The following is a 25112-nucleotide window of genomic DNA, read 5'->3' on the forward strand; positions in this document are numbered from 1 at the left end:
GGCGGCTGATCGATGCCCGCGCCGGTCTCTCCGCGGATCATTCACCCATGAAGTGGCTTGCGACTTAATGGCCAATCAGGAAAAGTGGCCATATGACCTCCCGGATGATCAACGCCGCGAGCCTCGCCCGGTTGCTCGGCGGCACCCCGGAGGGCAGGCCCCTGTACGCGGTGCTGGCCCGGGACCTGCGGAGCCTCGTCCTCGACGGCCGTCTTCCCCTGCGCACGCGGCTGCCCGCCGAACGCGACCTCGCGGCCGCGCTGGGGGTGAGCCGGACCACGGTGACCGCCGCGTACGACGCCCTGCGCGCCGAGGGGTACGTCGAGAGCCGCCAGGGAGCGGGCAGCTGGACCGCGCTGCCGGCCGGCAGCCCGAAGGCGGCCCGTCACGAGCCCGCAGGGGACCGCTCGCTCATCGACCTGGCCCGCGTCGCGCCGCCCGCCCCCCGGGGCTTCGAGGACGACGTCGCCGCCGCCGTGGCCGACCTCCCGGCGTACGCCTGCGGGCCCGGCTACGAGCCGCTCGGTCTGTGGGCGCTGCGCGAGGCCGTCGCCGCGCGCTACGGCGCGCGCGGTGTGCCGACGCTGCCCGAGCAGATTCTCATCACGACCGGGGCGCAGCACGGGCTGTGGCTGGTCCTCCAGGCGCTCGTCCATCCGGGCGATCCCGTGCTCGTCGAGTCGCCGACGTACCCGCACGCCCTCGACGCGCTGCGCCGGGCGGGAGCCCGCCTGGTGCCCGCGGGGGTCAACGCCGGCTGGGACGCCGAACTCATCACGAGCGGCCTGCGCCAGTCCGCCGCCCGCCTCGCGTACCTCATCCCGGACTTCCAGAATCCCACCGGCCTGCTGATGGACGACGAGGTGCGCGCCGCGCTGGTCGCCGCCGCGCGCGCCACCGGCACGTACGTCATCGGCGACGAGACCTTCACCGAACTCGCCGTGGACGACGTCACCCGGCCGCGTCCCCTCGCCGCCCACGACACCGACGGACGTGTGATCACCATCGGGTCGGCGTCGAAGGTGTTGTGGGGCGGTCTGCGCATCGGCTGGATCCGGGGCACGCAGGCGCTCGTCCGGAGGCTGGCCGAGGTCCGCGAGGCGGTCGACCTGGCCAGCCCGGTGTTCGAGCAGCTCATCGTGGCCCGGCTGCTCGGCCGCATGGGCGCGGTGACCGGCGAGCGGCGCGCGATGCTGCGAGAGCGCCGCGCGGTCCTCGTCGAGGCCCTGCGCCGCGAGTGCCCCGGCTGGACGTTCACCCTCCCGCCCGGGGGCCTGTCGCTGTGGGTCCGGCTGCAGGGGACGTCGAGCACCGCGCTCGCGGCCACCGCGGCCCGGTACGGCCTGCACGTCGTGCCCGGCACGGCCTTCGGCGTGGACGGTGTCCTGGACGACCACCTCCGCGTGCCCTACGTGCTCCCGCCGGAGGTGCTGCGCGACGCCGTCTCCCGGCTCGCCGCGGCCTCCCGGGAGGCCGCCCGCGCGCCGCGGCCCCCGATGGCCTTCGTCTAAGTCCTCGGCACCTGGTCGATGTGGTCCGCGATGAGCCCGGCGAACTCCTCCGGCCGGGTCAGGAGCCCCCAGTGCGACGCGGCGACGGGCCGTACGCGCAGGTGCTCGGTGAACGGGCGGGGCGCCTCGGCCACCAGCGCCGGCGTCGCGTACGCGTCGCGGGTCGGCACGATCACCTGCGTCGGCACGGTCACCCGGAGGGGGACGCCGGCCCGGCGGGCGGTACGGCTCCGGCCGAGCATGTTCGCCCGGTAGAGGTTCAGCCCGGCCACGGCATCCTGGAGAAGGGTGGGCGCGGGGTGCCCGCCGCCGCGCGGCACGCCTTCGGCCCGCTCCAGGAGGCGGCTCCACCGGGCGGCCAGCCCTCGCCGCCAGACGAGTTCCGGCACCACCGGGACCTGGAACGCCGCGAGGTACCAGGACCGCAGCAGCTGCCGGGCGACGGCCGGGACTCCGGAGAGCCGTCGCGGGCGCGTCCGGAACCAGTGCGAGGCGTGGTCCAGGCAGGGCCCCGAGATGGAGGTGAAGGAGGCGAACCGGCCGGGCATGGCCCGGACGGCCTCCCAGCACTGGATCGACCCCCAGTCGTGCCCGACCAGGTGCGCGGGCGCGCCGGGGGAGACGGCGTCGAGCACGGCACGCAGGTCGGCCATCAGGTGCTCGAAGCCGTACGCCGCGCGCCCCGGCGGGCGCGAGGACGCGCCGGCGCCCCGCACGTCGTACGCCACGACGTGGAAGCGCTCCGCCAGCCGCGCGGCGACCGCGTCCCACACGGCGTGGGTGTCCGGGTAGCCGTGCACGAGCAGCACGGTCGGCCCGGAGCCGCGCTCGTACACCGCCAGTTCGACTCCGTCGCCGTGAACCCGGCGGGTGCGCGTGTCGTCGGACATGACGCCCACGGTAGGGCCGGCGTCAGTCCTTGATCCGCTCGGCCCCCGTGTAGACGTTCATCGACCGCCCGCGCAGGAAGCCGACGAGGGTCATGCCGGCCTCCTCGGCGAGGTCGGCCGCGAGCGAGGACGGCGCGGACACCGCCGCCAGCGCCGGGATGCCCGCGAGCATCGCCTTCTGGGTCAGCTCGAACGACGCGCGGCCGCTGACCAGCAGCACGTGCCCGGTGAGCGGGAGCCGCCCGTCCTTCAGCGCCCAGCCGATCACCTTGTCGACCGCGTTGTGCCGTCCGACGTCCTCGCGGAGCGTGACCAGCGCGCCGCCCGCGTCGAAGAGCCCGGCCGCGTGCAGCCCGCCGGTCCGCTCGAAGACCCGCTGCGCCTCCCGCAGCGTGTCCGGCAGGGCGGCCAGGACCTCCGGGTCGAGGACGGTCGCGTCCGACCGGATGTCATGGCGTGCCCGCTGCCGGAGCGCGTCGATGCTCGTCTTCCCGCACACGCCGCAGGCGCTCGTCGTGTAGAAGGAACGCTCCACCGAGACCTCCGGCGGGTCCACGCCCGCGGCGAGGGCGACGTCGACGACGTTGAACGTGTCGGTGTCGGCGCAGTAGCGCATCGCGGCGACGTCCTCCGGTGCCCGGATGACGCCCTCGGCGTACAGGAATCCGGTCACCAGATCGAAGTCGTTCCCGGGCGTCCGCATGGTGACCGACAGCGGGCGCCCGTCCAGGCGGATCTCGAGGGGCTCCTCGACGACGAGCGTGTCCGGCCTCACCCGGCGTCCCCGTTCGTCGATGTGCGCGATCCGCCGTCGTACGGTCACTCGGCCCATGATCCGACCGTACCCGGGACCCCGGTAAAACGTTCCGAACGATCGGGCGGGCCCGACGCGTCGCCTGAGAAAACCGTGGGCCATGGTGTTATAAAGAGCGCGGAAAGGGAAGTGGAGGACGAGGCCGGAACCGAGAGGGGGCGGAGCGCAGCCGTGGGCATCGATTCCTGGCCGGTGATCCGGCAGCTCACGGGCACCGACCCGCTCGGGCGCGGCCGGGCCGCCCGGACCTCGCGCACGGACGCCCTGCGGGCGCGGACCGAGAGCGCCGACCGGGTGGTCGATTCCGTCTGCCCCTACTGCGCGGTCGGCTGCGGGCAGAAGGTCTACGTCTCAGGCGAGAAGGTCGTCCAGATCGAGGGCGACCCGAACTCCCCGATCTCCCGGGGCAGGCTCTGCCCCAAGGGCTCCGCCAGCAAGCAGCTCGTCACCTCGCCGACCCGGCAGACGAGGGTCCTGTACCGCCGGCCGTACGCCACCGAGTGGGAGCCGCTCGACCTCGACGAGGCGATGGACATGATCGCCGACCGGGTTCTCGCGGCCCGCCGCGAGGGCTGGCAGGACACCTTCGAGGACAAGCCGGTGCGCCGCACGATGGGCTTCGCGAGCCTCGGCGGCGCCACCCTCGACAACGAGGAGAACTACCTCATCAAGAAGCTCTGGACCGCCCTCGGCGCGATCCAGATCGAGAACCAGGCCCGTATTTGACACTCCGCCACCGTCCCCGGTCTGGGGACCAGTTTCGGGCGCGGCGGCGCGACGACGTTCCAGCAGGACCTCGCGAACTCCGACTGCATCGTCATCCAGGGCTCGAACATGGCCGAGTGCCATCCGGTCGGGTTCCAGTGGGTGATGGAGGCGAAGGCGCGCGGGGCGCGGATCTTCCACATCGACCCGCGCTTCACCCGTACGAGCGCGATGGCACACCGGCACCTGCCGATCCGTGCGGGCAGTGACATCGTCCTGCTCGGCGCGCTGATCAACCATGTGCTGAGCGGCGGGCACGACTTCCGTGAGTACGTCCTGCGCTACACCAACGCCTCGGTCATCCTGAGCGAGGACTTCCAGGACACCGAGGACCTCGACGGGCTGTTCTCCGGCTACGACGCCGAGAGCTCGTCGTACGACCCGGAGACCTGGGCGTACGCCGGAGGAGAGCAGGAGGCGCCGGCCGCCGGGGCGCGCGACGAGCAGCAGAAGGGCGACGACCCGGACAAGGGCACCGGCCGGCCGCCGGGCCCGATCCGGCAGGAGCACGGGCCGGGCGCGACGTACGAGGCCACCTCGTCGCAGACCGGCCACGCCGACGAGCGCGACGAGACGCTGCGGCACCCGCGCTGCGTCTACCAGGTGCTGAAGCGGCACTTCGCGCGCTACACCCCGGAGCTGGTCGAGCAGGTCTGCGGCATCGCGCCGGAGGACTTCGCCGAGCTCGCCGACGCGGTCGTGGCGAACTCCGGGCGCGACCGCACCACCGCGTGGGTCTACAGCGTGGGCTGGACGCAGCACACCGTCGGCGCGCAGTACATCCGCACCGCGTCGATCCTGCAGCTCCTGCTCGGCAACATCGGGCGGCCCGGCGGTGGCATCCTCGCGCTGCGCGGGCACGCGAGCATCCAGGGCTCCACCGACATCCCGACGCTGTTCAACCTGCTGCCCGGCTACCTGCCGATGCCGTACGCCCACCACCACGAGGACCTCGACACCTACCTCGAACGCGCCGCCGGCGACACCGGCTTCTGGGGACGCAAGCGGTCCTTCATGGTCAGCCTCCTCAAGGCGTGGTGGGGTGACGCGGCGACCGAGGAGAACGACTTCTGCTTCGACTACCTGCCGCGCCTCACCGGGGACCACGGCACGTACACCACCGTCCTCGACCAGATCGACGGCAAGGTCAAGGGCTACTTCCTGCTGGGCGAGAACCCCGCGGTGGGCTCGGCGTCCGGCCGGCTGCAGCGCCTCGGCCTGGCCGCGCTCGACTGGCTCGTCGTACGGGACCTGCAGCTCATCGAGAGCGCGACGTTCTGGAAGAACTCCCCGGAGATCGAGACCGGTGAGCTGACCCCCGAGGGGATCGGCACCGAGGTGTTCTTCCTGCCCGCGGCCTCCCACGTGGAGAAGGACGGGACGTTCACCAACACCCAGCGGCTGCTGCAGTGGCACCACAAGGCCATCGAGCCGCCGGACGACGCCCGCAGCGACCTCTGGTTCATCTACCACCTGGGCCTGCGGATCCGGGAACGGCTGGCCGGCTCGGCCGATCCCGTCGACCGGCCCGTCCTGGACCTGACGTGGGACTACCCCGAGGAGGGGCCGTACCACGACCCGTCCGCGGAGGCGGTGCTGCGCGAGATCAACGGCTACGACGCCGACGGGACCGTCCTGTCCGGCTTCACCGCCCTCAAGGACGACGGCTCGACGTCCTGCGGCTGCTGGATCTACTCCGGCTGCTACACCGACGGCGTCAACCAGACCGCCCGCCGCAAGCCCGGTTCGGAGCAGTCCTGGGTCGCGCCCGAGTGGGGCTGGGCCTGGCCGTCGAACCGCCGCATCCTCTACAACCGCGCCTCCGCCGACCCGCAGGGCCGCCCGTGGAGCGAGCGCAAGGCGTACGTCTGGTGGGACGGCGAGCAGTGGACCGGCCACGACGTCCCCGATTTCGAGAAGACCAAGCCGCCGTCGTACGAACCGCCGCCGGACGCGACGGCCGAGGCCGCCCTCGCCGGGACCGACCCGTTCATCATGCAGACCGACGGGAAGGCCTGGCTGTTCGTGCCGCGCGGCCTGGTCGACGGGCCGCTGCCCGCCCACTACGAACCGCACGAGTCCCCCGTGCCGAACCTGCTGTACAAGCAGCAGGGCAACCCGGTCCGGCAGACCTTCCAGCGACCCGGCAACCGCTACGGCCCCGTCGGGAGCGACGTCTACCCGTACGTCTTCACGACGTACCGGCTGACCGAACACCACACGGCGGGCGGCATGAGCCGGTTCCTGCCCTACCTGTCGGAGCTGCAACCCGAGATGTTCTGCGAGGTGTCGCCGGAGCTGGCCGCCGAGCGGGGCCTCGTCCACGGCGACTGGGCGACCGTCATCTCCGCGCGCACCGCCATCGAGGCCCGCGTCCTCGTCACCGACCGGGTCCGGCCGCTGCGGATCCAGGGCCGGGTCATCCACCAGATCGGGCTGCCGTACCACTGGGGTTCGGCCGGCGCCGTCCGCGGCGACTCCGTCAACGACCTGCTGCCGATCGTGCTGGACGCCAACACCCACATCCAGGAGAGCAAGGCGGCGACCTGCGACATCCGCCCCGGACGCCGCCCGCAGGGGCCGGCCCTGCGCGCCCTCGTGCGGCGCTACCGCCGCATGGCCGGGATCCCGGAGGACTGAACCGAATGAGCAACAGCCTGTACGGCCCCCTCCCGGACGTCGCGGAGGACGCCGGCTACACCGACGCGCCCGAGCGCCGCGGGTTCTTCACCGACACGTCGGTCTGCATCGGCTGCAAGGCCTGCGAGGTCGCCTGCAAGGAGTGGAACGCCGTCCCCGACGACGGGTTCGCGCTGACCGGCATGTCCTACGACAACACCGGCGCGCTCGGCGCGAGCACGTGGCGGCACGTGGCGTTCGTCGAGCAGACCCGGCCGCGTCAGGTCGGTGACGGCTCTGACACCCGCTGGCTCATGGCGTCCGACGTGTGCAAGCACTGCACGCACGCCGCCTGCCTCGACGTATGCCCCACCGGCGCGCTCATCCGCACCGAGTTCGCCACCGTCGTCGTCCAGTCCGACGTCTGCAACGGCTGCGCGTACTGCGTGTCCGCCTGCCCGTACGGCGTCATCGACCGCCGCGAGGACGACGGGCGGGCGTGGAAGTGCACGCTCTGCTACGACCGGATCGGCGACGGCCTCGAACCCGCCTGTGCCAAGGCCTGCCCGACCGACTCCATCCAGTACGGCCCGCTCGACGAACTACGGGAGCGGGCCAGGACCCGCCTGGACGCGCTGCACGAGGAGGGCGTGACGGAGGCCCGCCTGTACGGCGAGGACGACGGAGACGGCGTCGGCGGCGCCGGCGCGTTCTTCCTGCTGCTCGACGAGCCCGAGGTGTACGGCCTGCCGCCGGACCCGGTCGTCACCACCCGCGACCTGCCGGCCATGTGGAAGTGGGCCGGCGGCGCGGCCCTGGCCCTGGCCGGGGGAGTGGCCCTGTCGTTCCTGGGGAGGCGCTGATGCGGCCGGATCGAGGCGATCGCAGCGCCGGGCGACGAGAAGAACGACGCGGGGGAGGCGGAGGCGGGGGCCGCGAGGAGCGCATGGTCCCGCGCGCGGAGTTCCGCTCCTACTACGGCCGCCCCATCCTGAAGAAGCCGCGCTGGAAGGCCCCGCACATGCCCGGCTACCTCTACCTGGGCGGATTGTCGGGCGCCTCCTCCACGATGGCGGCGCTGGCCGACGCCACCGGACGGCCGCGGCTGGCGCTGACCGGCAGGATCACGGCGGCGGCGGCCGGCACGGCGGGCGCCGGCCTGCTCGTCGCCGAACTCGGGCGTCCCGAGCGGTTCCTCAACATGCTGCGCGTGTTCAAGCCGACCTCGCCGATGAGCGTCGGCTCGTGGATCCTCGCCGGGCAGGGCGGGTTCACGATGGCGGCCGCGGCCTCCGCCGTCACCGGGATCGCGCCCGGCCTGGGCCGGGCGGCCGGCGCGGCCGCCGCGGTGACCGGTCCCCTCGTCGCGACCTACACGGGCGTCCTGCTGGCCGACACGGCCGTGCCCGCCTGGCATGAGGCGTACCGGCACCTGCCGTTGCTGTTCGCGGGCAGCTCCCTGGCGAGCGGCGGAGCGGCCGGCATGATCGCCACGCCCCGTGGCGAGGCCGGGCCCGCCCGCCGGATGGCGCTGCTCGGTGCGGGCCTGGAACTGGCCGCCGCCGGAGCCCTCGAACGCGGCGTCGGCCTGCACGAACACCCGGAGCTCATCGCCGAGCCCTACCGGACCGGACGCGCGGGAGCCCTCCTGCGCGCCGGGCGGGCGCTGACCGTCGCGGGGGCGATCGGCGCCGTCGCGGCGAGCCGGAGCCGGGCGGCCGGCGTCGTCGCCGGCCTCGCGCTCACCGGAGGCGCGCTGTGCACCCGCTTCGCGGTCCTCTACGCCGGGCACGCCTCGGCGGAGGGCCCGAAGTACACGGTCGTGCCACAGCGCGAACGCCGCACCGTGGCCTGATCCGCCCGCCGCGGAGTCTCCTCGTCTCTCCGCCGCGGGCCTCCTCGTCCGTCCGCTCAGACCCTCTTCATGCAGAGCACGAAGCTCAGGAGGGTGATGTCGTTCTTCCGGCGGTATCGCGCCGTGGCGCCGGGCACGTCCTTGCACTTGTTCCAGTCGGAGGTGCCGGAGTACTTCTTCAGCACCTTGTACACCCCCGAGTGGCACGTCGTCTTCTCCAGGTGCGGAGCCGAGTTCGTGCCGGCGTTGCGCACGCAGTCGCCCGGCTCGGCCGCCGCCGCCGCGTCCAGAGGCGACGAGGACGAGGGAGTGTCGGTCGGGCTCGGCTCGACCGTGGGATAGCCGCTGGTCGTCGGGGCCGGCACGCTGGTGGAGTAGGACGGCGTGGGCAGCGAGATCGGCTTCTTCGAGCTGTCGTCACTGCTCAGCGCCCACGCGATCGCGCCACCGCCCCCGAGCACGACCAGCGCCGCGACGATCGCCACCACGATCAGCGGGCCGTTGTTCTTGCGCGGCGGCCCCGGCGGCGGACCCCACCCGCCCGGACCGGACGGCTCCGACGGGCCGAACCCCCCGCCGCCACCCCACGGGCCACTCGGCGGGGGCTGCTGACCGCCGCCGTACGGGTCGTTGGGCGGAGGCTGCTGACCGCCGCCCCCGTACGGGTCGTTCGGGTAGTAGGGCTGCTGCCCTCCCTGACCGGGGTAGGGCTGCTGCTGCCCCGGATAACCCTGGCCGGGGTACGGCTGCTGCGGAGGGTAGCCGCCCTGCCCCTGCGGTGGGTTGGAGTACGGCCCCTGGCCGTAGCCCTCAGGTGATTCGTGCACGGACGACCGCCCCTCGTTGCATTACCCCACGAAGCTGTACTAGCCAACTAGTCTGCGCGCCGGTATGCAAACCGGCCTTTACCTAAGACGTTAGGTTCCGGGTCCCGGATCCCGCTGATCCGTTCCTGACCGCAGGCGGACAGTACCGGATCACGCGTGGTCCTCGAACCCCCGGGCGCGTGGCATCCGCCACCGCAGCCGGAGCGCCAGCAGGCGGACCCCGAACGCCAGCGCGGCGGTGACCAGGGTGACGGCGTATCCGCGCGCCCCGAGCAGGGACGCGGCCGTGGCGGTCCCCGCGCCCAGCAGGGCGGGAATGATGTACAGCTGCCGGTCGTGGAGGACGCTCGGCACCTCCCGCGCCAGCACGTCCCGCAGGATGCCGCCGCCGATCGCCGTCGTCACGCCCAGCGCCGCGGCGGCCGGCGCCCCCAGTCCGAACGTCAGCGCCTTCATCGCGCCGGCCACGCTGAACAGCCCCAGCCCGGCGGCGTCGAGCACGAGCACCGTGCGGCGGATGCGCTCCAGGTGCGGATGCCAGACGGCGGTCAGCGCCGTCGCCACGATCGGCACCGCCGTATAACCCACGTCCCGGAACGCCGCCGGGGGGACGGCCCCGATGACGAGGTCGCGCAGCACCCCTCCGCCCAGCGCGGTGATCTCCGCGAGCACCGCCATCCCGACCACGTCGAAGCGCTTGCGCACGGCGACGAGCGCGCCGGTGACCGCGAACACGAAGATCCCGGCCAGGTCGATGACGTACTCGACTTCGGTCGCGTGGACGGAGCTCACAGTCGGATCATGCCGTGTCCGAGGTCGCGCCGGTCACGGGGGGTGGCGCGGCCGTGACCCACGGGCGTGTCACCGGACGATCAGGGCGGTGGCCTCGCGGGGGACGAGCTCGCCCACCACGGGCGCGCCCGGCACCTCACCGGCGACGAGCAGCCCCCCGGACGTCTGGGCGTCCGCGAGCAGCAGCCGGTCCTCCTCCGACACCCGGCCGAAGTCCGCGTGCGGCGTCACCCACGCGAGGTTGCGGCGGGTGCCCCCCGACACGTACCCCTCGCGTACCGCGTCGCGCGCGCCGTCGAGATAGGGGACGGCCGCGGCGTCCACCACCGCGGTGACGCCGCTCGCCCGCGCCATCTTGTACAGATGCCCCAGGAGCCCGAACCCGGTGACGTCGGTCGCGCAGCGGTGTCCGCGCTCCAGCGCCGCGCGGGACGCCTCGGCGTTCAGCGTCGTCATCGCCGCGACGGCCTGCGCGAAGACCTCTCCCGTCGCCTTGTGCCGCGTGTTCAGCACTCCGACGCCGAGCGGCTTGGTGAGGGACAATGGGACGCCGGGCCGCCCGGCGTCCAGGCGCAGCAGCCGTCCGGGATCGGCCAGCCCCGTGACCGCCATGCCGTACTTCGGCTCTGGATCGTCCACGCTGTGCCCGCCCGCGACGTGGCAGCCGGCCGCGCGCGCGACGTCGAGACCGCCGCGCAGCACGTCGCGGGCCGGTTCCATCGGCAGCGTGTCCCGTGGCCACCCGAGAAGGTTGACCGCGACGACCGGGGTGCCGCCGACGGCGTACACGTCCGACAGCGCGTTCGTCGCCGCGATCCTGCCCCAGTCGTACGGGTCGTCGACCACCGGGGTGAAGAAGTCGGCGGTGGCCACCACGGCCCGGTCGCCCTCGATCCGCACCACCGCGGCGTCGTCACCGTCGTCCAGGCCGATCAGCAGGTCGTCCGGGCGGTCGGTGTCGATCAGCCCGGCGACGATCTCCTCCAACTCCCCGGGCGGGATCTTGCAGGCGCATCCGCCGCCGTGCGCGAACTGCGTCAGGCGGTAGGCCGACCCGAGTGCTCCGCTGCTGCTCCCCATACCGGCGAACCTATCGCGGGCGGGAGCCGGCCCGCCGTTCCCGGCGCTTCGCCGGTATTCGCCGTCCGCCATGGGAACCGGACCGGCGGCGGGCGCGTCTGGTAGGACATGGCCCGGCTGCTCGCCGCCTTCGTCGCGGCGCTGATCGCATGGTGGGATCTCACTGACGCGCCGGCCTCGTCCGTCCTCTTCGTCGCGGCGGCGGCCCTGGCCGTCACGGGACTCATCGTCCTGGTCGCCCTCCGCCTCCCGGTCGCCCTCACCGCGGGCCCGCCCGTCCGCGCCGCCGCCCTGCGTGACCGCGCGGGCCGTTCGGCGCTCATCCGCCTCCGCGACCCCGGCGCGCCCGGCCGCCCTCGCGTGCGGGCCCCGTAGGGACGCCTGTTCGCCGCACCGCCTTCCGATCACCGCCCCGCGTCTCCCGGCGCGGCCGACGCGGGATCGGCCGGGTGCGGCCGTTCGCCGTCCCTGCCGACCGACCACCGAAGGGTCGTCCTTCCTCATGCTCGCCGTTCTCGACGGTCCCGTACGCGTGGCGTACGACCTCGTCACCGGACTCGCGTCCGCCCTGCATCCGCTCACCGGGGACCTCAGCGCGGCCCTGGCCATCGTCGTCTTCACCGCCGGGGTCCGCCTCGCCCCCCACCCGCTCACCCGCCGCCAGGCCGCCGCCGACCGTGCCCGCCGCCGGCTCGCCCCGCAGGTCGGCGCGCTGCGCGAGCGTCATCGCGACGACCCGCTCCGCGCTCAGCAGGAGGTGACCGCGCTGTACCGTGCCGAGGGCACGTCGGCGTTCGCCGGCATCGGCCCCGCCCTGGTGCAGATGCCGGTCTTCGCCGTCGTCTACCGGCTGTTCCTGTCCCCGGCCGTCGGCGGCCACGCCAACCTGCTGCTCGCCGACACCCTCTTCGGCGTGCCGCTGGGGAGCCGGTGGCTCACGTCCGCCGGCGCCTTCGGCCCGCACGGCCTCGTCTTCCTCGCCCTGTTCGTCCTGCTGGCGGCGGTGGCCTGGTGGGCGTCACGCCGGATGCACACCGGTCAGGCGATCCCGGCCGGGCCGGCCGGCCGGGTGATGCGCCTGCTGCCGTTCGGCACCGTCGCGATCGCCGCGTACGTCCCCCTGGCGGCCGGCCTGTACCTGCTGACATCGACCGCGTGGAGCACCGCCGAACGCGCCCTCCTGTGGCGCGGGGGCGCCTCGGGCTGAGTAGGCTCTGCGGCGGAGGCGGGAGGGTGCCTGGTGGCCCTCATGGTCTTCAAAACCATTGGACGGCGCTCGGCGTCGTCGGCGGGTTCGATTCCCGTGCGCCTCCGCCACCGGTTCCCTGTCGCGCTGACACGGGAGGCCCTCGACCGGGACGTGCGGCACGTCTACGTGCTCCACGACCCGAACCAGGACGGCGGGAGTGAGCCGCACGTCCTCGAGGATGGCGTCCTCCGGCAGGCCGGTCCGCTCCAGGCAGTGGACGAGGTGCCGTTCGAAGACCGGTGATTTCCCCGATTCCCGGCCGTGGCGGGCGGCGGACACTGTGCTTCCCGACCCCTGTTCCCCAGGAGGCATCCCGTGCGCCCACTCGTTCGGTTCCCGCGGCGGCGGTCGGTCGCCGCGGTGCTGGCAGCGATGCTCTGCGCCGTCTTCCTCGCCGCCCCGCCCGCCCGGGCCACGGGCCGCCCGGCCATCACGGTGCCGCCCGGCGGCGGCCACGGCTTCCCGTTCCTCGCCGCGGCGGAGGACCTCGGCTCGTTCGGTTACACCGAGAGCGAGTACTTCATCACGGGCACCGCCACGGCCTACGCGCCGTCCGGGATCTGGACCTCGGACGGCCGATGGGGCGTTCGTCCGTCCCTCCGCGCGCCGTACCGGACGCGGATCCTCGTCCGCCGGCCGACCGACCCGGCGAAGTTCAACGGCACCGTCGTGGTCGAGTGGCTCAACGTCAGCGGCCAGCTCGACCTCTCCCCGGACTACTGGTTCGCACGCGACGAACTGCTGCGCCATGGCTACGCCTGGGTCGGCGTCTCGGCACAGGCGGTCGGCGTGAACGGCGGCCTCGGGCAGATCCACGGTCTCAAGGGCTGGGACCCGGCGAGGTACGGCACCCTCTTCCATCCCGGCGACGCCTTCGCGTACGACATCTTCTCCCAGGCCGGGCAGGCGCTGCGCGCCCCGGACGGGCCCGACCCGCTCGGCGGCCTGCGCGTCAGGACGCTGCTCGCCGACGGCGAGTCGCAGTCGGCCGGGTTCATGACGACGTACGTCGACGCCGTGCAGCCGGTGGCGGGGGTCTACGACGGCTTCATGATCCACAGTAACGGCGCCGTCGCCGCGCCCATCACCGGAAACGCCGCCGACATGCTGCTGGTGCCGAACCCGTCCCGGATCCGGACCGACCTGTCGGTGCCGACCTTCGTGGTGCTCACCGAGACCGACGTCCCGCTCGCGTCCGCAGCCCGGCAGCCGGACACGAACCGCGTCGTGCACTGGGAGCTGGCCGGTACCTCGCACGGCGACCAGTGGGCGTACGACCTCGGCGATCCGACGGTGCAGAAGTCGGCGGGCTCCGCCGCGCCCCAGCCCGGCTGCGCGGCGGGGTCGGCCCCGTACAACGACGGGCCTGGCCACTACGCGATGAACGCCGCGTTGCGCCACCTGACCGGCTGGGCGCAGGGCGGGCCCCGGCCGCCGGGCGGGCCGGTGCTGAACACCGACGCGCGTGACCCGAGCACCGGCCTGGCCACCGGCGGGATCCGGCTGCCCGACGTCGCGGTGCCGACCCGCACGCTCACCGGGCTGCGGGACACCAGCGGCAGCGGCGTCTTCTGCGGCCTGTACGGCGCCCGCGATCCGTGGAACGGCGACGCCGACCCCTGGGACCGGCATGATGCCGGTGACCCGTCCGACCCGGCTGCTCCGCTGACCACCGAGCCGGTGCTCAGCCGGCTCTATCCGACGCACGAGGACTACGTGGGCAAGGTGCGGGCGGCCGCGCAGGCCTCCGTGACCGCCGGGTACCTCCTGCCGGAGGACGCCACCACGATCGTCACCGCCGCGCAGAATTCCGCCATCGGCGGCTGAACCGGCGCCGTGCGGCCCGTCCGGTTCCGCCCCCGGCACCGTCCGGGGCGGGACCGCACGGGCAGCCGCGGTCCGGGTCCGCGTTCGCGAGTCCGCGTCCGTAGGTCCGCGTCGTCGGCCGGGCCGGCGCTTCATCCGGAGCGGCCGTCGTCACCCGGGAGGGACGATCTTGGCGAGCACCGACGGGACCGGGTCGCCGCCGAGAAGCTCCCGCAGCTCCCGGACGCCCTCGGCTCGCGCGGCCGGGCCGAGGGAGAGGTGGTGCTCGATCCGCTCGTTGACGGACCTCCGGAACCGCCGGTACAACTCGTCGTCTTCGCGGATCCGGCCGGCGATCCGGACGAGGGCCGCGGTTCCGGCGAGGTCGTCCTCGGGCACCGGGTGATCCGGCAGAACGTCGGCGAACCGGGCGGCGGAACGGCCGAAGAGGGTGTCGGCCAGCCGCCGCACGGTGTAGACGTGCGCGTAGTGCTGTTCGGGTAGCGCCAGGGGCAGCCGCCCGAGGGCCACCGCCTCGTGCAGAGCCGTCAGGCCCGGAGCGAGCAGGTAGTCGGGGACGGCCGCCGCGCGGCGAAGCAGCTCGCGCTGCGGCAGGAGACGGCAGTCGGCGCGACGGCCCGCGACCGAGAACGTCCGCTCTCGTCCGGGACCGTACGGCCCACCGCAGACCAGCACCCGCGTGAACCGCGGCCAGTCGCGCAGCAGGTCCGGGAGCCACCGGTGCAGCAGCCGCAGATAGTCGTCGTTCACGTCGAGGCCCAGCAGGAAGTTCGTGAAGCCGCCGGCGTTAATGAGGAGGTCGCATCCGGGATCGGCGTCCCGCGGCACCGTCCGTACGCCCTCCAGGTCGATGATCGAGCCGGTCACGTGGATCTCGGGGCCGGGGCCGAGGGCGGCCATCTCGGCGGCGCGTCCGGGAACGCCGGGGAAGTTCTGCACGACGCTGTGCTCGGCGAGCAGATGGGCCGCGACGACGCGTTCGTGCGGGGACAGGCCGGCCAGCCGCCGGGTGGCCGCCGCGAAGGACGAGCGTGGCAGACCGGCGCACAGGCGGTGGACGGCGGCCAGGGGGCGCCGCAGCGACCAGAAGCCGAACAGGCTGTCCACCATGACGGCGGGGCAACCTGCGGTGACGGCCCGCAGGACCAGGTCGGCCTCCATGACCGAGATGGCCAGGTCGGCGGATCCGACCAGGTCGTCGATGGACGCGGACGCGGTTCCCGGCGGCCGCTCGTGCACCTCGTCGAAGGCGTCGGCGTTCCGTTGCGCGAACGCGGCCGCCACGCCGTCGCCGACGAACACCCGTTCGTGCCCGGTCAGCAGCCGGGAGACGGCGACGAGCTCGGCCGCCGGGCCGAAACCGCAGCCCTGTGCCCCCATGATGATCCGCATCGTCACCGTTCCCGTGGCGGGGCCGTGGCCGCGAGCACCTCGGCGAGCCGCCCGGCGAAGGCGACCGGGTGCTTGGCGTATCCCATGTGACCGCCCGGGAAGAGGACCGGCCGGTGGCCGAGCCGCCGGGCGAGGGCGACCGCCGGGCGGTGGACGGCGTACGTGCGCGAGTCCTCTCCGCCCGCCATCACGACCCGCTCCGGAATCGCCTCGAGAGCCGTCAGGTCGGGTACGTGGCGGGTGAACGGCCGCATGGCGTGGGCGAGGAAGAACGCGTCGTTGTCGTAGGCCCGGGGCAGCGCCGGGGCGGGACTGCCGCCGAAGACGGCGCCGAACCTCTTCAGCGCGGCTGCCACCCCCGCGCGGCCGAAGAGCGCGTGGACGTCGTCGAAGAAGGCCCGGTGCTCGTCGGCGTCCGGCAGCAGCGCCATCGCGGGAGGCTCGTGCACGACGACCCTCTGGACCCGGTCCGGCTGGCCGATCACGAGGTCGAGGGCGACGAGCCCGCCTGAGCAACTGCCGAACACGCGGACCGGCTCTCCGCCGGTGGCGACATGATCGATCAGACGGGCCGCGTCGTCGGCGTGGACCTCGATCCGCTGGTCGACCGGCGGTCCGTGCAGAGCGCTGCGGGAGTTGCCGCGCGGGTCATAGGAGACCACCCGGTGGCGGGCGGCCAGAGCCGCGGCCAGCCCCTCGAACGCCGTGGCGTCGGAGGATCCCGCGGCGATCAGTAACAGCAGCGGGCCCGTCCCGCGCACCTCGTAGTGCAGGCTCGCACCGGGCACCGTGAGCCTGCCGGTCTCGAAGGCGGCCATGACGCTCCAGGGCAGGAGATCCGGGGATGGACCGTCATCATCGCACACAGTCACCGAACTTTGCCGGGAAGTGCATGCATGCGGTGAACGGTGTGCTCTGATGGGGCGGCCGGATCACTTACGGACGGTGAGTGACCTGTCACGGATGACGAAGGAGCCTCCATGGCCGAGCACGGATCATCGGCGCGTGTCCTTGCCACGATGAGCGCCGCGGCGCTCGCGGCGCTCGGGGCGACCGCGCCGATCGCGCGCCCCGCCGCCGCGGAGTCACCGGCGCTCCTGCAGTGCCAGGGCACCGAGACCGTCGCCTACCGGCCGGGCGTGCTCCTCCGCCCCCGGAACATCCGGATCACGACGAGCGGGCGTTTCGGCTCCTGTGCCGACGGTCAGGGCGCGGTGACCGGCGGGTCGTACGAGGAGCGGTTCACCATCTTCGCCGGCTGTGATGATCTCCTCGACGGCTTCCACGCCCGGCGAACGTTCCGGTGGAGCACCGGGGACGCGAGCGTGGTCGACGCGACCGGGAGCAGCACCGCCCTGGCCGGGCAGATCATCACCACGATCAGCGGGCGCGTCGTCCAGGGCCGCTTCCTGGGCAGGACGGCGATCCAGACGATCACCGTCCCGCAGCCGAGTGCGGTGCGGTGTCTCACGATGGGCCTGACGAGCGCGACGGGGGCGACGACGCTCAGCGTCACCTGAGCCCGGGCGTACGGGAGTCACCGCCGCCCGGCGTTCCGCGCCCGGCCCGGAGGATCCACTCCGCCGTTCCGCCGTTCCGCCGGTACGGGGAACGGCGCTCAACGCGCGAGCGGGGGAGCGCCGCTCAGACGGTGGTGTGGCCGGTGCACACGTGCTCGAGCGGGGGATCGGCCTGGAGGAGCACCGTGTCGCACCCAGGGCATGCCCACACCCCGTCGGGTATCACGACCTTCCAGGTCGCCGCGTCGTCGCGGGCGCAGACGAGGTGGTACGCGCGGAGGGGACGGCGGATCAGGGCGCTACAGAAGCTGGCCACACGAGACATTGGGGGGACTCCCGCTGGACAAACCGTGCCAAATCAAACTCTTCGTCGAGCGTAGCCGACGAGGAGATGGCTCGTGACCAGGGGTTTCATGGGAGCGCGGCGGACGCCGACCGAGGGCGGCCCCGGGCGGGTCGCCGTGCGCCCCCCGTGAGGGCGGCTCCGGCGTCGCCGTGCCGCCCTCAGGCGGGCGTCCGCGGTCGCGGAAGTCGTCCGGTCACTGTCCGATCTTGACTCCCGGCTGGCCTTGCTTGTACTCCAGCGGCCGGGTGATCCTCCGGCCCGGGATGTTGGCCGCCGCGCTGTACTTGCCCAGCGGCAGGATGGTCCGCCCGAAGCTGCCCTCCATCATCATGGCGGCGGCGACGTAGAGCGCGGTGGCGGCGGCCGCCACGAAGAGCCAGCCCGCCACGATGATCGGCCACGACGCCCCGGCGAAGAAGCCGGCGGCGGTGAGCCCGGACGCGACGGACAGCAGGATGAGCATGAGAGTCAGGCCCATGCTCTGGGCCGTCGCGGCCAGCGCGCACAGGGCTGTGATCACGCACAGCGCGATGAACCAGAAGGCGAACGGTGGGTTGGCGACCCCGATCCTCGGGGCCAGCACGACGGGGAACGCCCCCGCGGCGACCATCAGGAACATGAGGCCGAACGCGAGCCAGAACGCCCCCCAGATCCCGTGCACCGCGGTGGCCAGGCCGTCCCGGGCGCGGTAGGACCACATGCCCGCCAGTAGTTGCGCGAGCCCGCCGGCGGTCAGGATGAAGGGGAACAGGATCACCGGGCTGAACGCGCCCCCGTACCAACGCGCCATCCACGCGCCGACCATCATGGTCGCCGTCGCCAACCCGAAGAGACCCAGAATCGACGGTGCCGCGATCGGCTGCAGGAAGATCCGGCTCCGGTCCTGCCAGAACGAGAACTCGCGCTGCTCGGGCTCCATCTCCCCGCCCGTGGGCGTCCCGGCGGTCTCGTGTCCTCGTGCTCCGGTTCCCGTGGGTCTGTTATAGGCGCCTTGGCCCCTTGATTCGGTCATGGCATCCTCCCCCCTAGCTCACGGATGCCCGAATTGTCCATACCGCGAATCCACCCGCCAAAAACCCCTTATGGGCAGATATTGGCGTATAGACACTTCATTCCCAGTGGTTTCTTCTGTAACGCGAGCCTGTTCCCCGCAGAAGCGGAACCGGAGGGCCGGTAGGCGTGGATCCCGGGGCCGGGGACTACGGTCGGGTGTCGGCGAACGCCGACGCGGACGAGGCCGCGCCGGCCGGGATCCCGGACCGGAGGACGAGCAGTCGGTGCAGATCACTTATGCGACCCAGGCGGCCCCCGGCACCGTCAACGAGGACTGTGTGGTGGCCGGCCCGGACTGGGCGGTCGTGCTGGACGGGGCCACCGCGCCCGCCGGCGTGGACAGCGGATGCGTCCACGACGTCGCGTGGCTGGTGCGGCGGCTCGCGGGCGCACTGGGCGCCCGGCTGGCCGAGGCGGCCGGCGGCTCGCTCCCCGACCTCGTCGCCGACGCGATCGGCCAGGTCTGCGCGTCCCACGCCGGCACCTGCGACCTGGCCAATCCGGACAGCCCGTCCTCGACCCTCGCGGTGACGCGCCGGCACGGTGGCCGGGTCGAGTGCCTCGTCCTGGCAGACTCGCCGATCGCGGTACGCGGTCGCGACGGCTCGCTCCAGGTGGTGGAGGACGATCGTCTCGCGCACCTGCCGGGTGGGCGCCCGTACTCGCTCGAGCAGGTGCGGGCGCACCGGAACCGGCAGAACGGGTTCTGGGTGGCGAGCAGCGCCCCGGAGGCCGCCCACCAGGCGGTGACGGCGGCCTTCCCGGAGTCGGAGGTCGGCCAGGTGGCGATGTTCACCGACGGAGTGACCCGGTTGATCGACCACTATGGGTACGACTGGCCGGGGCTGTTCGAGACCGTGCGAACCGGCGGTCCGGCCCACGTCATCGGCCTCGTGCGGCAGGCGGAGCGGGCGCGGCCGATACCGGGGGCGAAGCCGCACGACGACGCCACCGCGTTGCTGGCGACCGCGCCGGCCGCCTGACGGCTCAGCTCGCCGCGCCCCGCCGTGCCGTCCGCCGGCGCAGCAGCGGCACGAGCGAGACGAGCAGCCCGCCGAGGGCCACGGCCGTGACGAAGACCAGGCCGGGTCGGTACTGCGCGAGCATGGCGGCGGGGGAGTGCGACGCCGGTGTCGTGTCATCGCCCGTGATGATCGCGGTCGTGACCGCCAGGACCAGCGCGGAGCCGACCTGACCGGCCGTCTGCACGAGCCCGGCGGCCAGACCCTGCTCGTCGTCCCCGACCCCCGCCGTCGCCTGCACGTTGATGGACGGGAACCCGAGGGCGAAGCCGGAGCCGAGCAGCAGCACCGTCGGCAGAACGGCCAGGGCGTAGACGGGGTGCGTGTCGACGCGCAGGAACAGCAGGTAGCCGGCCGACATCGCGGCCAGCCCGCCGACGATGAACCGGCCCGTGCCGAACCGGTCGATCAGCGTGCCCGTGAACGGTGCGCTGAGTACCACGAGGAGCCCGGCGGGCAGCAGCGCCAGGGCCATCGTCAGCGGCGCCCAGCCGAGAACGGACTGCAGGTAGAGCGTGACGACGAACTGGAACGAGGTGTACGAGCCGAGTAGCGCGACGATCCCGAGGTTGGCGCGCACGAGCGTGCCCTTGCGCAGGATGCCCAGCCGGACCAGCGGGTGCGGGACCCGGCGCTCGACCAGCACGAACGCGCCGAGCAGGACGACGGCGGCGCCGAACAGCGCGAGCGTCACCGGGGCGGTCCAGCCGCGGTCGGGGGCGGACACCAGGTCGTACACCAGCAGCAGCATCGCCGCCGTCGACGTGAGCGCCCCGAGCACGTCGTGGCCTCCGCCGGAGGCCGGGCGGTCGCGGGGGATCAGCGACAGGCCGGCGGCGAGCGCGATGAGCGCGATCGGCACGGGCATCAGGAAGGTCCAGCGCCAGCCGATCCCGGTCATGAGCCCGCCGAAGATCAGGCCGAAGGAGTAGCCGCTGGCCCCGAAGACGGTGTAGATCGAGAGTGCCTTGTTGCGGGCCCGGCCCTCCGCGAACGTCGTGGTGATGATCGACAGGCCGGTGGGCGCGGTGAAGGCGGCGCTGACCCCCTTGATGAACCGGGTGGCGATCAGGAGCGGACCCGAGTCGACCAGGCCGCCGAGCAGTGAGGCGACGGCGAACACCGCCAGGGCGATCAGGAACACCCGGCGCCGGCCGAGCAGGTCGGCGGTGCGGCCGCCGAGCAGGAGCAGCCCGCCGTAGCCCAGGACGTATCCGCTGACGATCCACTGGAGGCTGGAGGTGGTCAGGCCCAGCGCCGTGCCGATGGATGGGAGTGCCACGCCGACCATCGACACGTCGAGGCCGTCGAGGAAGAGGACCAGGGAGAGGACGGCCAGGATGCCCCACAGTCGGGCAGGCCACCGCTGAGGTGCGGCCGCGGCGCCGGGAAGCGTGCGTGAGTCTGGGATTGCTGTGGTGGTCACGGCAGAGGAAGTTACATGCATGTGCATCAGATGTCCACGCATTAAATGCAGTTGCATGATTCCAGGTCGCGTGCTATGGTCCGGGCCATGACGGAGACGGGCGAGACCGAGCTCGTACGGCGCTGGCGTGACGTCCTGGCCTGTTACAGCACGGTCTCCTGCGCGCTCGACCGCGCTCTGCAGGAGACCCACGGGATCGGGATGAGCGAGTTCGAGGTGCTCGACCGGCTGGTCGACGCCTCCTGCGATGACCTCCGCATGCACGATCTGGCGGGCGCGATGTACCTCAGCCAGAGCGCGCTCTCACGGACGGTCGCCCGTCTGGAGCGCGACGGACTCGTCGAGCGGTGCCTGTGCGCCGAAGACCGGCGCGCGATCTTCGTGAAGCTCACCGCCGCCGGGCGGGAGCGCCACACGCGGGCGCGCTCGACCCAGCGCGCCGTCCTCGCCGAGCATCTGATGGCCGAGCCGGCCCGGGCCTGACCTCGCCGGTGCCCCGCGCGTAGCATCGGGGGAACCGACCCCCGACCATCCGCGCCGCGCTCTGGGCCGCCGGAGCCGGCGGCAGGAGAGCCGTGCAGCACGGACCAGGCCACCCCTCCGACTCCCCGTACTCGCCCGTCACCGCCCCCGGACGCGAACTCGCTGCGCTCGGCCATACCGAAGATCCCGTCGCCCGGCCGCTCACCTATCCCGGGCGCCGCCCGCCCCGCTCCGGGCTCCTCGTCGACGGATGCCTCCTCGATCTGCGCCCGGTGGCCCCGCGGCCCGTCGTCCCGCCGCCGGACCGGCCGTACGCCCGGCCGGCGCCCGCCGCGGCCGAGATCCCGCCGGACGCCGCACCCGGCGCCATGACCGAGGCCGCACCCGGTGCCGTGCCCGAGGCCGCGGCCGGCATGGCGGCCCGGGCCGTGGATCCGGCGGCTTCGCCCGCCGCGCCGCCGCCCGGGAGCTGGCTCGTCGACGCGTCGGCGGTGCCGCCGCACGTGTTCGGCGGCGGACCGGAGGTCCCCCTGGACGAGGCGCTGAGGGCCTGCGGCGGCCCCGTCATGGCCGACCGCAGGCCGGTGCTCGCCATCGGGTCCAACGCCTCGCCCGCGCAGCTCGTGCGCAAGCTCGCGGCACGGACGCGCGTGGTCGTCCCCATGACGTACGCCCGTGTGTCCGGGCTGACCGCCGGGGCGTCCGCGCACGTGAGCCGGCCGGGATACGTGCCCGCCGTTCCGGTCCTGACCCCCGGCGCGAGCACCGACCTGGTCGTCCTCTGGCTCGACGACGAGCAGCTGACGGCCGTCGACCGTACGGAGCCGAACTACCACCGGGTTCGGCTGCCGGCACCGGTCACCGCGGAGTTGCCCGGCCTGGGGCCGGTCCACTGTCACCTGTACGCCGGGCGGCACGGCTGCCTGACCGGCGAGGACGGCGTCCCGATCCGCCTGGCCCGGCAGCCCGATCTGCTGGCCGGGCTGCTCGCGGCGTCTCCGCGACTGGCCCGCCTCACCGGCGCCCGTTCCCCGGCGGAGTTCGTCGCCCGTACCCGAGCCGACGCCCGCCTGCGAGACGAGGTACGGCGGCTGTGGCGCCACGAGGGGATCGTGCTCGACCAGCCGGAACTCGTCGCGGGACCACTCACGGCGCCCTGACCACTCACGAAGTCCTGACCGCCCGCGGTCCGCCCGGTCCGCCCGGCTCCAATGCCGTCACGCCGAAGGGCTCCCCAAGCCGTCACGCGGAGCGGCTCCCTTCACGCCGCCGGGCCGCCCGGCTCCCGCGCTTCGACGGGAGCGGTGCCCGCGTCACCGTGCCCAGCGGCCCGTCACTCGCCGACCGCTCCGTCGATCAGCTCGCGTACGACGTCGAGCTGCCCGACGTGCCGGGCGTACTCCTGCAACAGGTGGAACAGGATCCGGCCCAGCGTCGGCCGGACCGCCGGCGGCGCGAACCGGCCGCCGCCGGACGCCACGTCGGCCGGACGGGCTCCCGCGACGATCTCCCGGGACCGCCGGCACTGTGTGGTGAAGAACGCCACGACCTCCTCGACGCTCTCGCCTTCGGCGACGTGCCACCGGCCGTCCGGTCCGGCGTCGCCCCAGGGCTCCCGGACCGGCTCCCCGGCGAAACCCCATTCCAGCCAACGCCGTTCGACGTGTGCCAGGTGCTTGAGCAACTCGAGGGGCGTCCACCCGCTGGGCAGCACGCTCGTGCGCAGCCGCTCCTCGGACAGGCCGTCCAGCTTGCGCAGGACCGCGTCCCGGTAGAAGTCGAGGTACGCGGCGAGCAGCTCCGCCGGATCGCTCATCGTCTGCGGGGGCTCGGGCGCGGGGTTCCGGGGGCCGATCATCGTCCGACGGTCGGAGCCGGCCACGCGCGGGGCGGTGGCGTGATCCGTGGGGTACGCGTCGTTGACGCCATCGCGCCCGTGAGGCCAGCCTGGGCACGTGGACGCCCCCCAGATCTGCTTCGTCGTCTTCGACGGCTTCCAGCCGCTCGACCTCACCGGGCCGTACGAGGTGTTCGACCACGCGGGATACCGGTCGCGGGTCGTCGCGCCGCGGGCCGGGCTCGTACGCTCGCGGAGCGGCCTGCCCGTGCACGCGGAGTTCGGAGTGGACGACGTCGACCCCGCCGGGGTCGACACGCTCGTCGTGGTGGGCGGCGCCGGGGTCGACGAGGCCCGGCTGGACGCCGCACTGGTCGGCTGGATCGCGGCGGTGGGCGTGACGGCCCGGCGTGTCGCGTCGGTCTGCAGCGGGGTGTTCCTGCCGGCGGCGGCGGGACTGTTGCGCGGCCGGCGGGTCACGACCCACTGGAAGCGCCGTGACCAGCTCGCCGCCGAACACCCGGAGCTGATCGTCGACTGCGATCCGATCTTCATCCGGGACGGCAGGTTCTGGACGTCCGCGGGGGTGACCGCGGGCATGGACCTGGCCCTCGCCCTGGTGGAGGAGGATCTCGGCCGAGACGTCGCCCACGAGGTGGCTCGCGAGCTGGTCATGTTCCTGCGCAGACCGGGGAGCCAGTCGCAGTTCAGCGTCCCGCTGTGGTCGGCGCAGCCGTCGAGCGACCCGATCCGCGCCGTCGTCGACGCGGTGCACGCGGAGCCGGGGGCGCGGCACGGGATCGGGGACCTGGCCGCGCGGGCCGGGTTGAGCCCTCGTCACCTGCAGCGCCGGTTCACCTCCGAACTCGGCGTGCCACCGGCGGCGTACGTCGAACGGGTCCGAGTGGAGGCGGCGCGCCGCGCGCTGGCCGAGGGGGACGACCCGGTCGAGGCCATCGCCCGGCGGTGCGGCTTCGGCACCGCCGAGACACTGCGCCGGGCGTTCCACCGGAATGTCGGCGTTCCCCCGTCCGACTACCGGGACCGTTTCCGATCGACCAGGGAGTACGCGTGACCACTTATGGACTGCTGCTGTTCGACGGCGTGGAGGAGCTGGACGTCGTGGGACCCTGGGAGGTCTTCACGGCCTCCGCGATGCTCCGCGAGGGAGCCGACACCGCGGTGACGATCGCCGAGAGGTCCGGCCCGGTGCACTGCGGCAAGGGCCTGAGGATCCTGGCCGACCATTCCTTCGACGACCACCCGTCCCTGGACGTCCTGCTGGTGCCCGGGGGCCAGGGCACCCGGCGGGAGGTGTCCAATCCGGTGCTGATCGACTGGATCGGGCGGACCGGCGCCTCCTGGGTCACCGGCGTCTGTACGGGCGCGCTCCTGCTGCACGAGGCCGGGCACGCGCGGGGACGCCGGGTGGCGACGCACCACGCCTTCGAGGACACGCTGCAGGCGCGCGGGGACGTCACCGTCGTGCGCGACGCGCGTTACGTGGTCGACGGGAACCTCGTGACCAGCCAGGGGGTCTCGGCCGGCATCGACATGGCGCTGTGGCTGATCGGCCGGCTGCACGGCAGGCAGCACGCCCGGGCCGTGCGCCGATACATCCAGTACGAGCCGGCCCCGCCGTACCTCGCCGACGAGCCACAGGACGCCTGAACGAGAGGGTGTGTGCAGCGTCACAAGATGGGAGGTCGTGGGGCCGAGCGGGCAGATGGGCTGCTATGCATGCTGGGTAGGAATCGGATCGTCCCCTCGGGGCGATCCGATTCGCCGCGCCGCGTCCGCTAAG

General features: G+C 73.4%; 25 protein-coding genes and 1 tRNA gene. 15 read left to right on the forward strand and 11 right to left on the reverse strand.

What is annotated here, in order from left to right; all coding sequences use genetic code 11:
- Positions 1 to 92 precede the first annotated feature (92 nt).
- Complete coding sequence (yczR, locus tag NE235_RS19700) at positions 93 to 1511, forward strand: MocR-like transcription factor YczR (protein ID WP_252805009.1); 1419 nt, start codon at positions 93 to 95, stop codon at positions 1509 to 1511.
- Here yczR and NE235_RS19705 read toward each other — a convergent pair.
- Positions 1508 to 2401, reverse strand: coding sequence for an alpha/beta fold hydrolase (locus NE235_RS19705; protein ID WP_252805010.1), 894 nt, complete (start codon positions 2399 to 2401; stop codon positions 1508 to 1510). The genes yczR and NE235_RS19705 overlap by 4 nt on opposite strands.
- Before the next feature lie 22 nt (positions 2402 to 2423).
- Positions 2424 to 3233, reverse strand: a complete 810-nt coding sequence (gene fdhD, locus NE235_RS19710) for a formate dehydrogenase accessory sulfurtransferase FdhD (protein WP_252805011.1) — start codon at positions 3231 to 3233, stop codon at positions 2424 to 2426.
- Between the two features lie 153 nt (positions 3234 to 3386).
- On the opposite strand from fdhD, the gene fdh reads away from it, so the two are divergent.
- The 3 genes from fdh (at position 3387) to nrfD (ending at position 8454) form a co-directional block, all read left to right on the forward strand.
- Positions 3387 to 6620 (forward strand): formate dehydrogenase, encoded by a 3234-nt coding sequence (gene fdh, locus NE235_RS19715; RefSeq protein WP_252805012.1) that lies wholly within the window; start codon positions 3387 to 3389, stop codon positions 6618 to 6620.
- Between the two features lie 5 nt (positions 6621 to 6625).
- The gene (locus NE235_RS19720; protein ID WP_252805013.1) at positions 6626 to 7462 is read left to right on the forward strand and encodes a 4Fe-4S dicluster domain-containing protein; all 837 of its coding nucleotides are present in this window, start codon (positions 6626 to 6628) and stop codon (positions 7460 to 7462) included.
- Positions 7463 to 7545: 83 nt separating this feature from the next.
- Positions 7546 to 8454 carry an NrfD/PsrC family molybdoenzyme membrane anchor subunit gene (gene nrfD / locus NE235_RS19725; protein ID WP_252805014.1) on the forward strand — a complete coding sequence of 303 codons (909 nt, stop codon included), beginning with the start codon at positions 7546 to 7548 and terminating at the stop codon, positions 8452 to 8454.
- Between the two features lie 56 nt (positions 8455 to 8510).
- Here the strand turns inward: nrfD and NE235_RS19730 are convergent, their stop codons facing one another.
- The 3 genes from NE235_RS19730 to selD form a co-directional block, all read right to left on the reverse strand.
- Positions 8511 to 9281, reverse strand: a complete 771-nt coding sequence (locus NE235_RS19730) for an LppU/SCO3897 family protein (protein ID WP_252805015.1) — start codon at positions 9279 to 9281, stop codon at positions 8511 to 8513.
- Positions 9282 to 9431: 150 nt separating this feature from the next.
- Complete coding sequence (locus tag NE235_RS19735) at positions 9432 to 10073, reverse strand: trimeric intracellular cation channel family protein (RefSeq protein ID WP_252805016.1); 642 nt, start codon at positions 10071 to 10073, stop codon at positions 9432 to 9434.
- Positions 10074 to 10142: 69 nt separating this feature from the next.
- On the reverse strand, positions 10143 to 11153 hold the full coding sequence (gene selD, locus NE235_RS19740) for a selenide, water dikinase SelD (RefSeq protein WP_252805017.1): 1011 nt from the start codon (positions 11151 to 11153) through the stop codon (positions 10143 to 10145).
- A 108-nt stretch (positions 11154 to 11261) separates the two neighbouring features.
- Here selD and NE235_RS19745 point away from each other — a divergent pair, with 108 nt between their 5' ends.
- The 5 genes from NE235_RS19745 to NE235_RS19765 all read left to right on the forward strand — a co-directional run bounded on the left by NE235_RS19745 (position 11262) and on the right by NE235_RS19765 (position 14229).
- Complete coding sequence (locus tag NE235_RS19745; RefSeq protein ID WP_252805018.1) at positions 11262 to 11528, forward strand: DUF6412 domain-containing protein; 267 nt, start codon at positions 11262 to 11264, stop codon at positions 11526 to 11528.
- Between the two features lie 127 nt (positions 11529 to 11655).
- Entirely contained in the window at positions 11656 to 12360 is a 705-nt protein-coding gene (locus tag NE235_RS19750) for a YidC/Oxa1 family membrane protein insertase (RefSeq protein ID WP_252805019.1), read from the forward strand.
- 14 nt (positions 12361 to 12374) lie between these two features.
- Positions 12375 to 12470: transfer RNA gene (locus NE235_RS19755), tRNA-Sec, on the forward strand.
- Positions 12457 to 12645, forward strand: coding sequence for a hypothetical protein (locus NE235_RS19760; RefSeq protein WP_252805020.1), 189 nt, complete (start codon positions 12457 to 12459; stop codon positions 12643 to 12645). Before NE235_RS19755 ends, NE235_RS19760 begins: the two co-directional genes overlap by 14 nt.
- Positions 12646 to 12717: 72 nt before the next feature.
- Positions 12718 to 14229: an alpha/beta hydrolase domain-containing protein gene (locus NE235_RS19765; RefSeq protein ID WP_252805021.1), complete on the forward strand. Its 1512-nt coding sequence runs from the start codon at positions 12718 to 12720 to the stop codon at positions 14227 to 14229.
- Positions 14230 to 14379: 150 nt separating this feature from the next.
- Here NE235_RS19765 and NE235_RS19770 read toward each other — a convergent pair whose 3' ends face one another.
- A complete protein-coding gene (locus tag NE235_RS19770; RefSeq protein ID WP_252805022.1) occupies positions 14380 to 15621 on the reverse strand; it encodes a hypothetical protein in 1242 nt (413 codons plus the stop codon).
- A gap of 2 nt (positions 15622 to 15623) precedes the next feature.
- On the reverse strand, positions 15624 to 16439 hold the full coding sequence (locus tag NE235_RS19775; protein WP_252805024.1) for an alpha/beta fold hydrolase: 816 nt from the start codon (positions 16437 to 16439) through the stop codon (positions 15624 to 15626).
- A 162-nt stretch (positions 16440 to 16601) separates the two neighbouring features.
- On the opposite strand from NE235_RS19775, the gene NE235_RS19780 reads away from it, so the two are divergent.
- Positions 16602 to 17141 (forward strand): hypothetical protein, encoded by a 540-nt coding sequence (locus NE235_RS19780; protein ID WP_252805026.1) that lies wholly within the window; start codon positions 16602 to 16604, stop codon positions 17139 to 17141.
- A 124-nt stretch (positions 17142 to 17265) separates the two neighbouring features.
- Here the strand turns inward: NE235_RS19780 and NE235_RS19785 are convergent, their stop codons facing one another.
- Both NE235_RS19785 and NE235_RS19790 read right to left on the reverse strand, forming a co-directional pair.
- Positions 17266 to 17466: a hypothetical protein gene (locus NE235_RS19785; protein ID WP_252805028.1), complete on the reverse strand. Its 201-nt coding sequence runs from the start codon at positions 17464 to 17466 to the stop codon at positions 17266 to 17268.
- Positions 17467 to 17680: 214 nt separating this feature from the next.
- Entirely contained in the window at positions 17681 to 18499 is an 819-nt protein-coding gene (locus NE235_RS19790) for an acetate uptake transporter family protein (RefSeq protein WP_252805030.1), read from the reverse strand.
- Positions 18500 to 18764: 265 nt separating this feature from the next.
- On the opposite strand from NE235_RS19790, the gene NE235_RS19795 reads away from it, so the two are divergent.
- Positions 18765 to 19523, forward strand: a complete 759-nt coding sequence (locus tag NE235_RS19795) for a protein phosphatase 2C domain-containing protein (protein ID WP_252805032.1) — start codon at positions 18765 to 18767, stop codon at positions 19521 to 19523.
- A gap of 4 nt (positions 19524 to 19527) precedes the next feature.
- Here NE235_RS19795 and NE235_RS19800 read toward each other — a convergent pair whose 3' ends face one another.
- Positions 19528 to 21015 carry an MFS transporter gene (locus NE235_RS19800; protein ID WP_406567603.1) on the reverse strand — a complete coding sequence of 496 codons (1488 nt, stop codon included), beginning with the start codon at positions 21013 to 21015 and terminating at the stop codon, positions 19528 to 19530.
- A gap of 60 nt (positions 21016 to 21075) precedes the next feature.
- Here NE235_RS19800 and NE235_RS19805 point away from each other — a divergent pair, with 60 nt between their 5' ends.
- Together NE235_RS19805 and NE235_RS19810 are read left to right on the forward strand one after the other, a co-directional pair.
- A complete protein-coding gene (locus NE235_RS19805; RefSeq protein WP_252805036.1) occupies positions 21076 to 21471 on the forward strand; it encodes a MarR family winged helix-turn-helix transcriptional regulator in 396 nt (131 codons plus the stop codon).
- A gap of 92 nt (positions 21472 to 21563) precedes the next feature.
- Complete coding sequence (locus NE235_RS19810; RefSeq protein WP_252805038.1) at positions 21564 to 22631, forward strand: hypothetical protein; 1068 nt, start codon at positions 21564 to 21566, stop codon at positions 22629 to 22631.
- A gap of 173 nt (positions 22632 to 22804) precedes the next feature.
- On the opposite strand, the gene NE235_RS19815 is transcribed toward NE235_RS19810, so the two are convergent.
- Complete coding sequence (locus NE235_RS19815) at positions 22805 to 23329, reverse strand: DinB family protein (protein ID WP_252805040.1); 525 nt, start codon at positions 23327 to 23329, stop codon at positions 22805 to 22807.
- Between the two features lie 97 nt (positions 23330 to 23426).
- Between NE235_RS19815 and NE235_RS19820 the strand changes: the two genes are divergently transcribed.
- Both NE235_RS19820 and NE235_RS19825 read left to right on the forward strand, forming a co-directional pair.
- A complete protein-coding gene (locus NE235_RS19820) occupies positions 23427 to 24383 on the forward strand; it encodes a GlxA family transcriptional regulator (RefSeq protein ID WP_252805042.1) in 957 nt (318 codons plus the stop codon).
- The gene (locus NE235_RS19825; RefSeq protein ID WP_252805044.1) at positions 24380 to 24979 is read left to right on the forward strand and encodes a DJ-1/PfpI family protein; all 600 of its coding nucleotides are present in this window, start codon (positions 24380 to 24382) and stop codon (positions 24977 to 24979) included. Before NE235_RS19820 ends, NE235_RS19825 begins: the two co-directional genes overlap by 4 nt.
- Positions 24980 to 25112 lie beyond the last annotated feature (133 nt).

The sequence above is a fragment of the Actinoallomurus spadix genome, assembly GCF_024055725.1.
Lineage (GTDB): Bacteria > Actinomycetota > Actinomycetes > Streptosporangiales > Streptosporangiaceae > Actinoallomurus > Actinoallomurus spadix.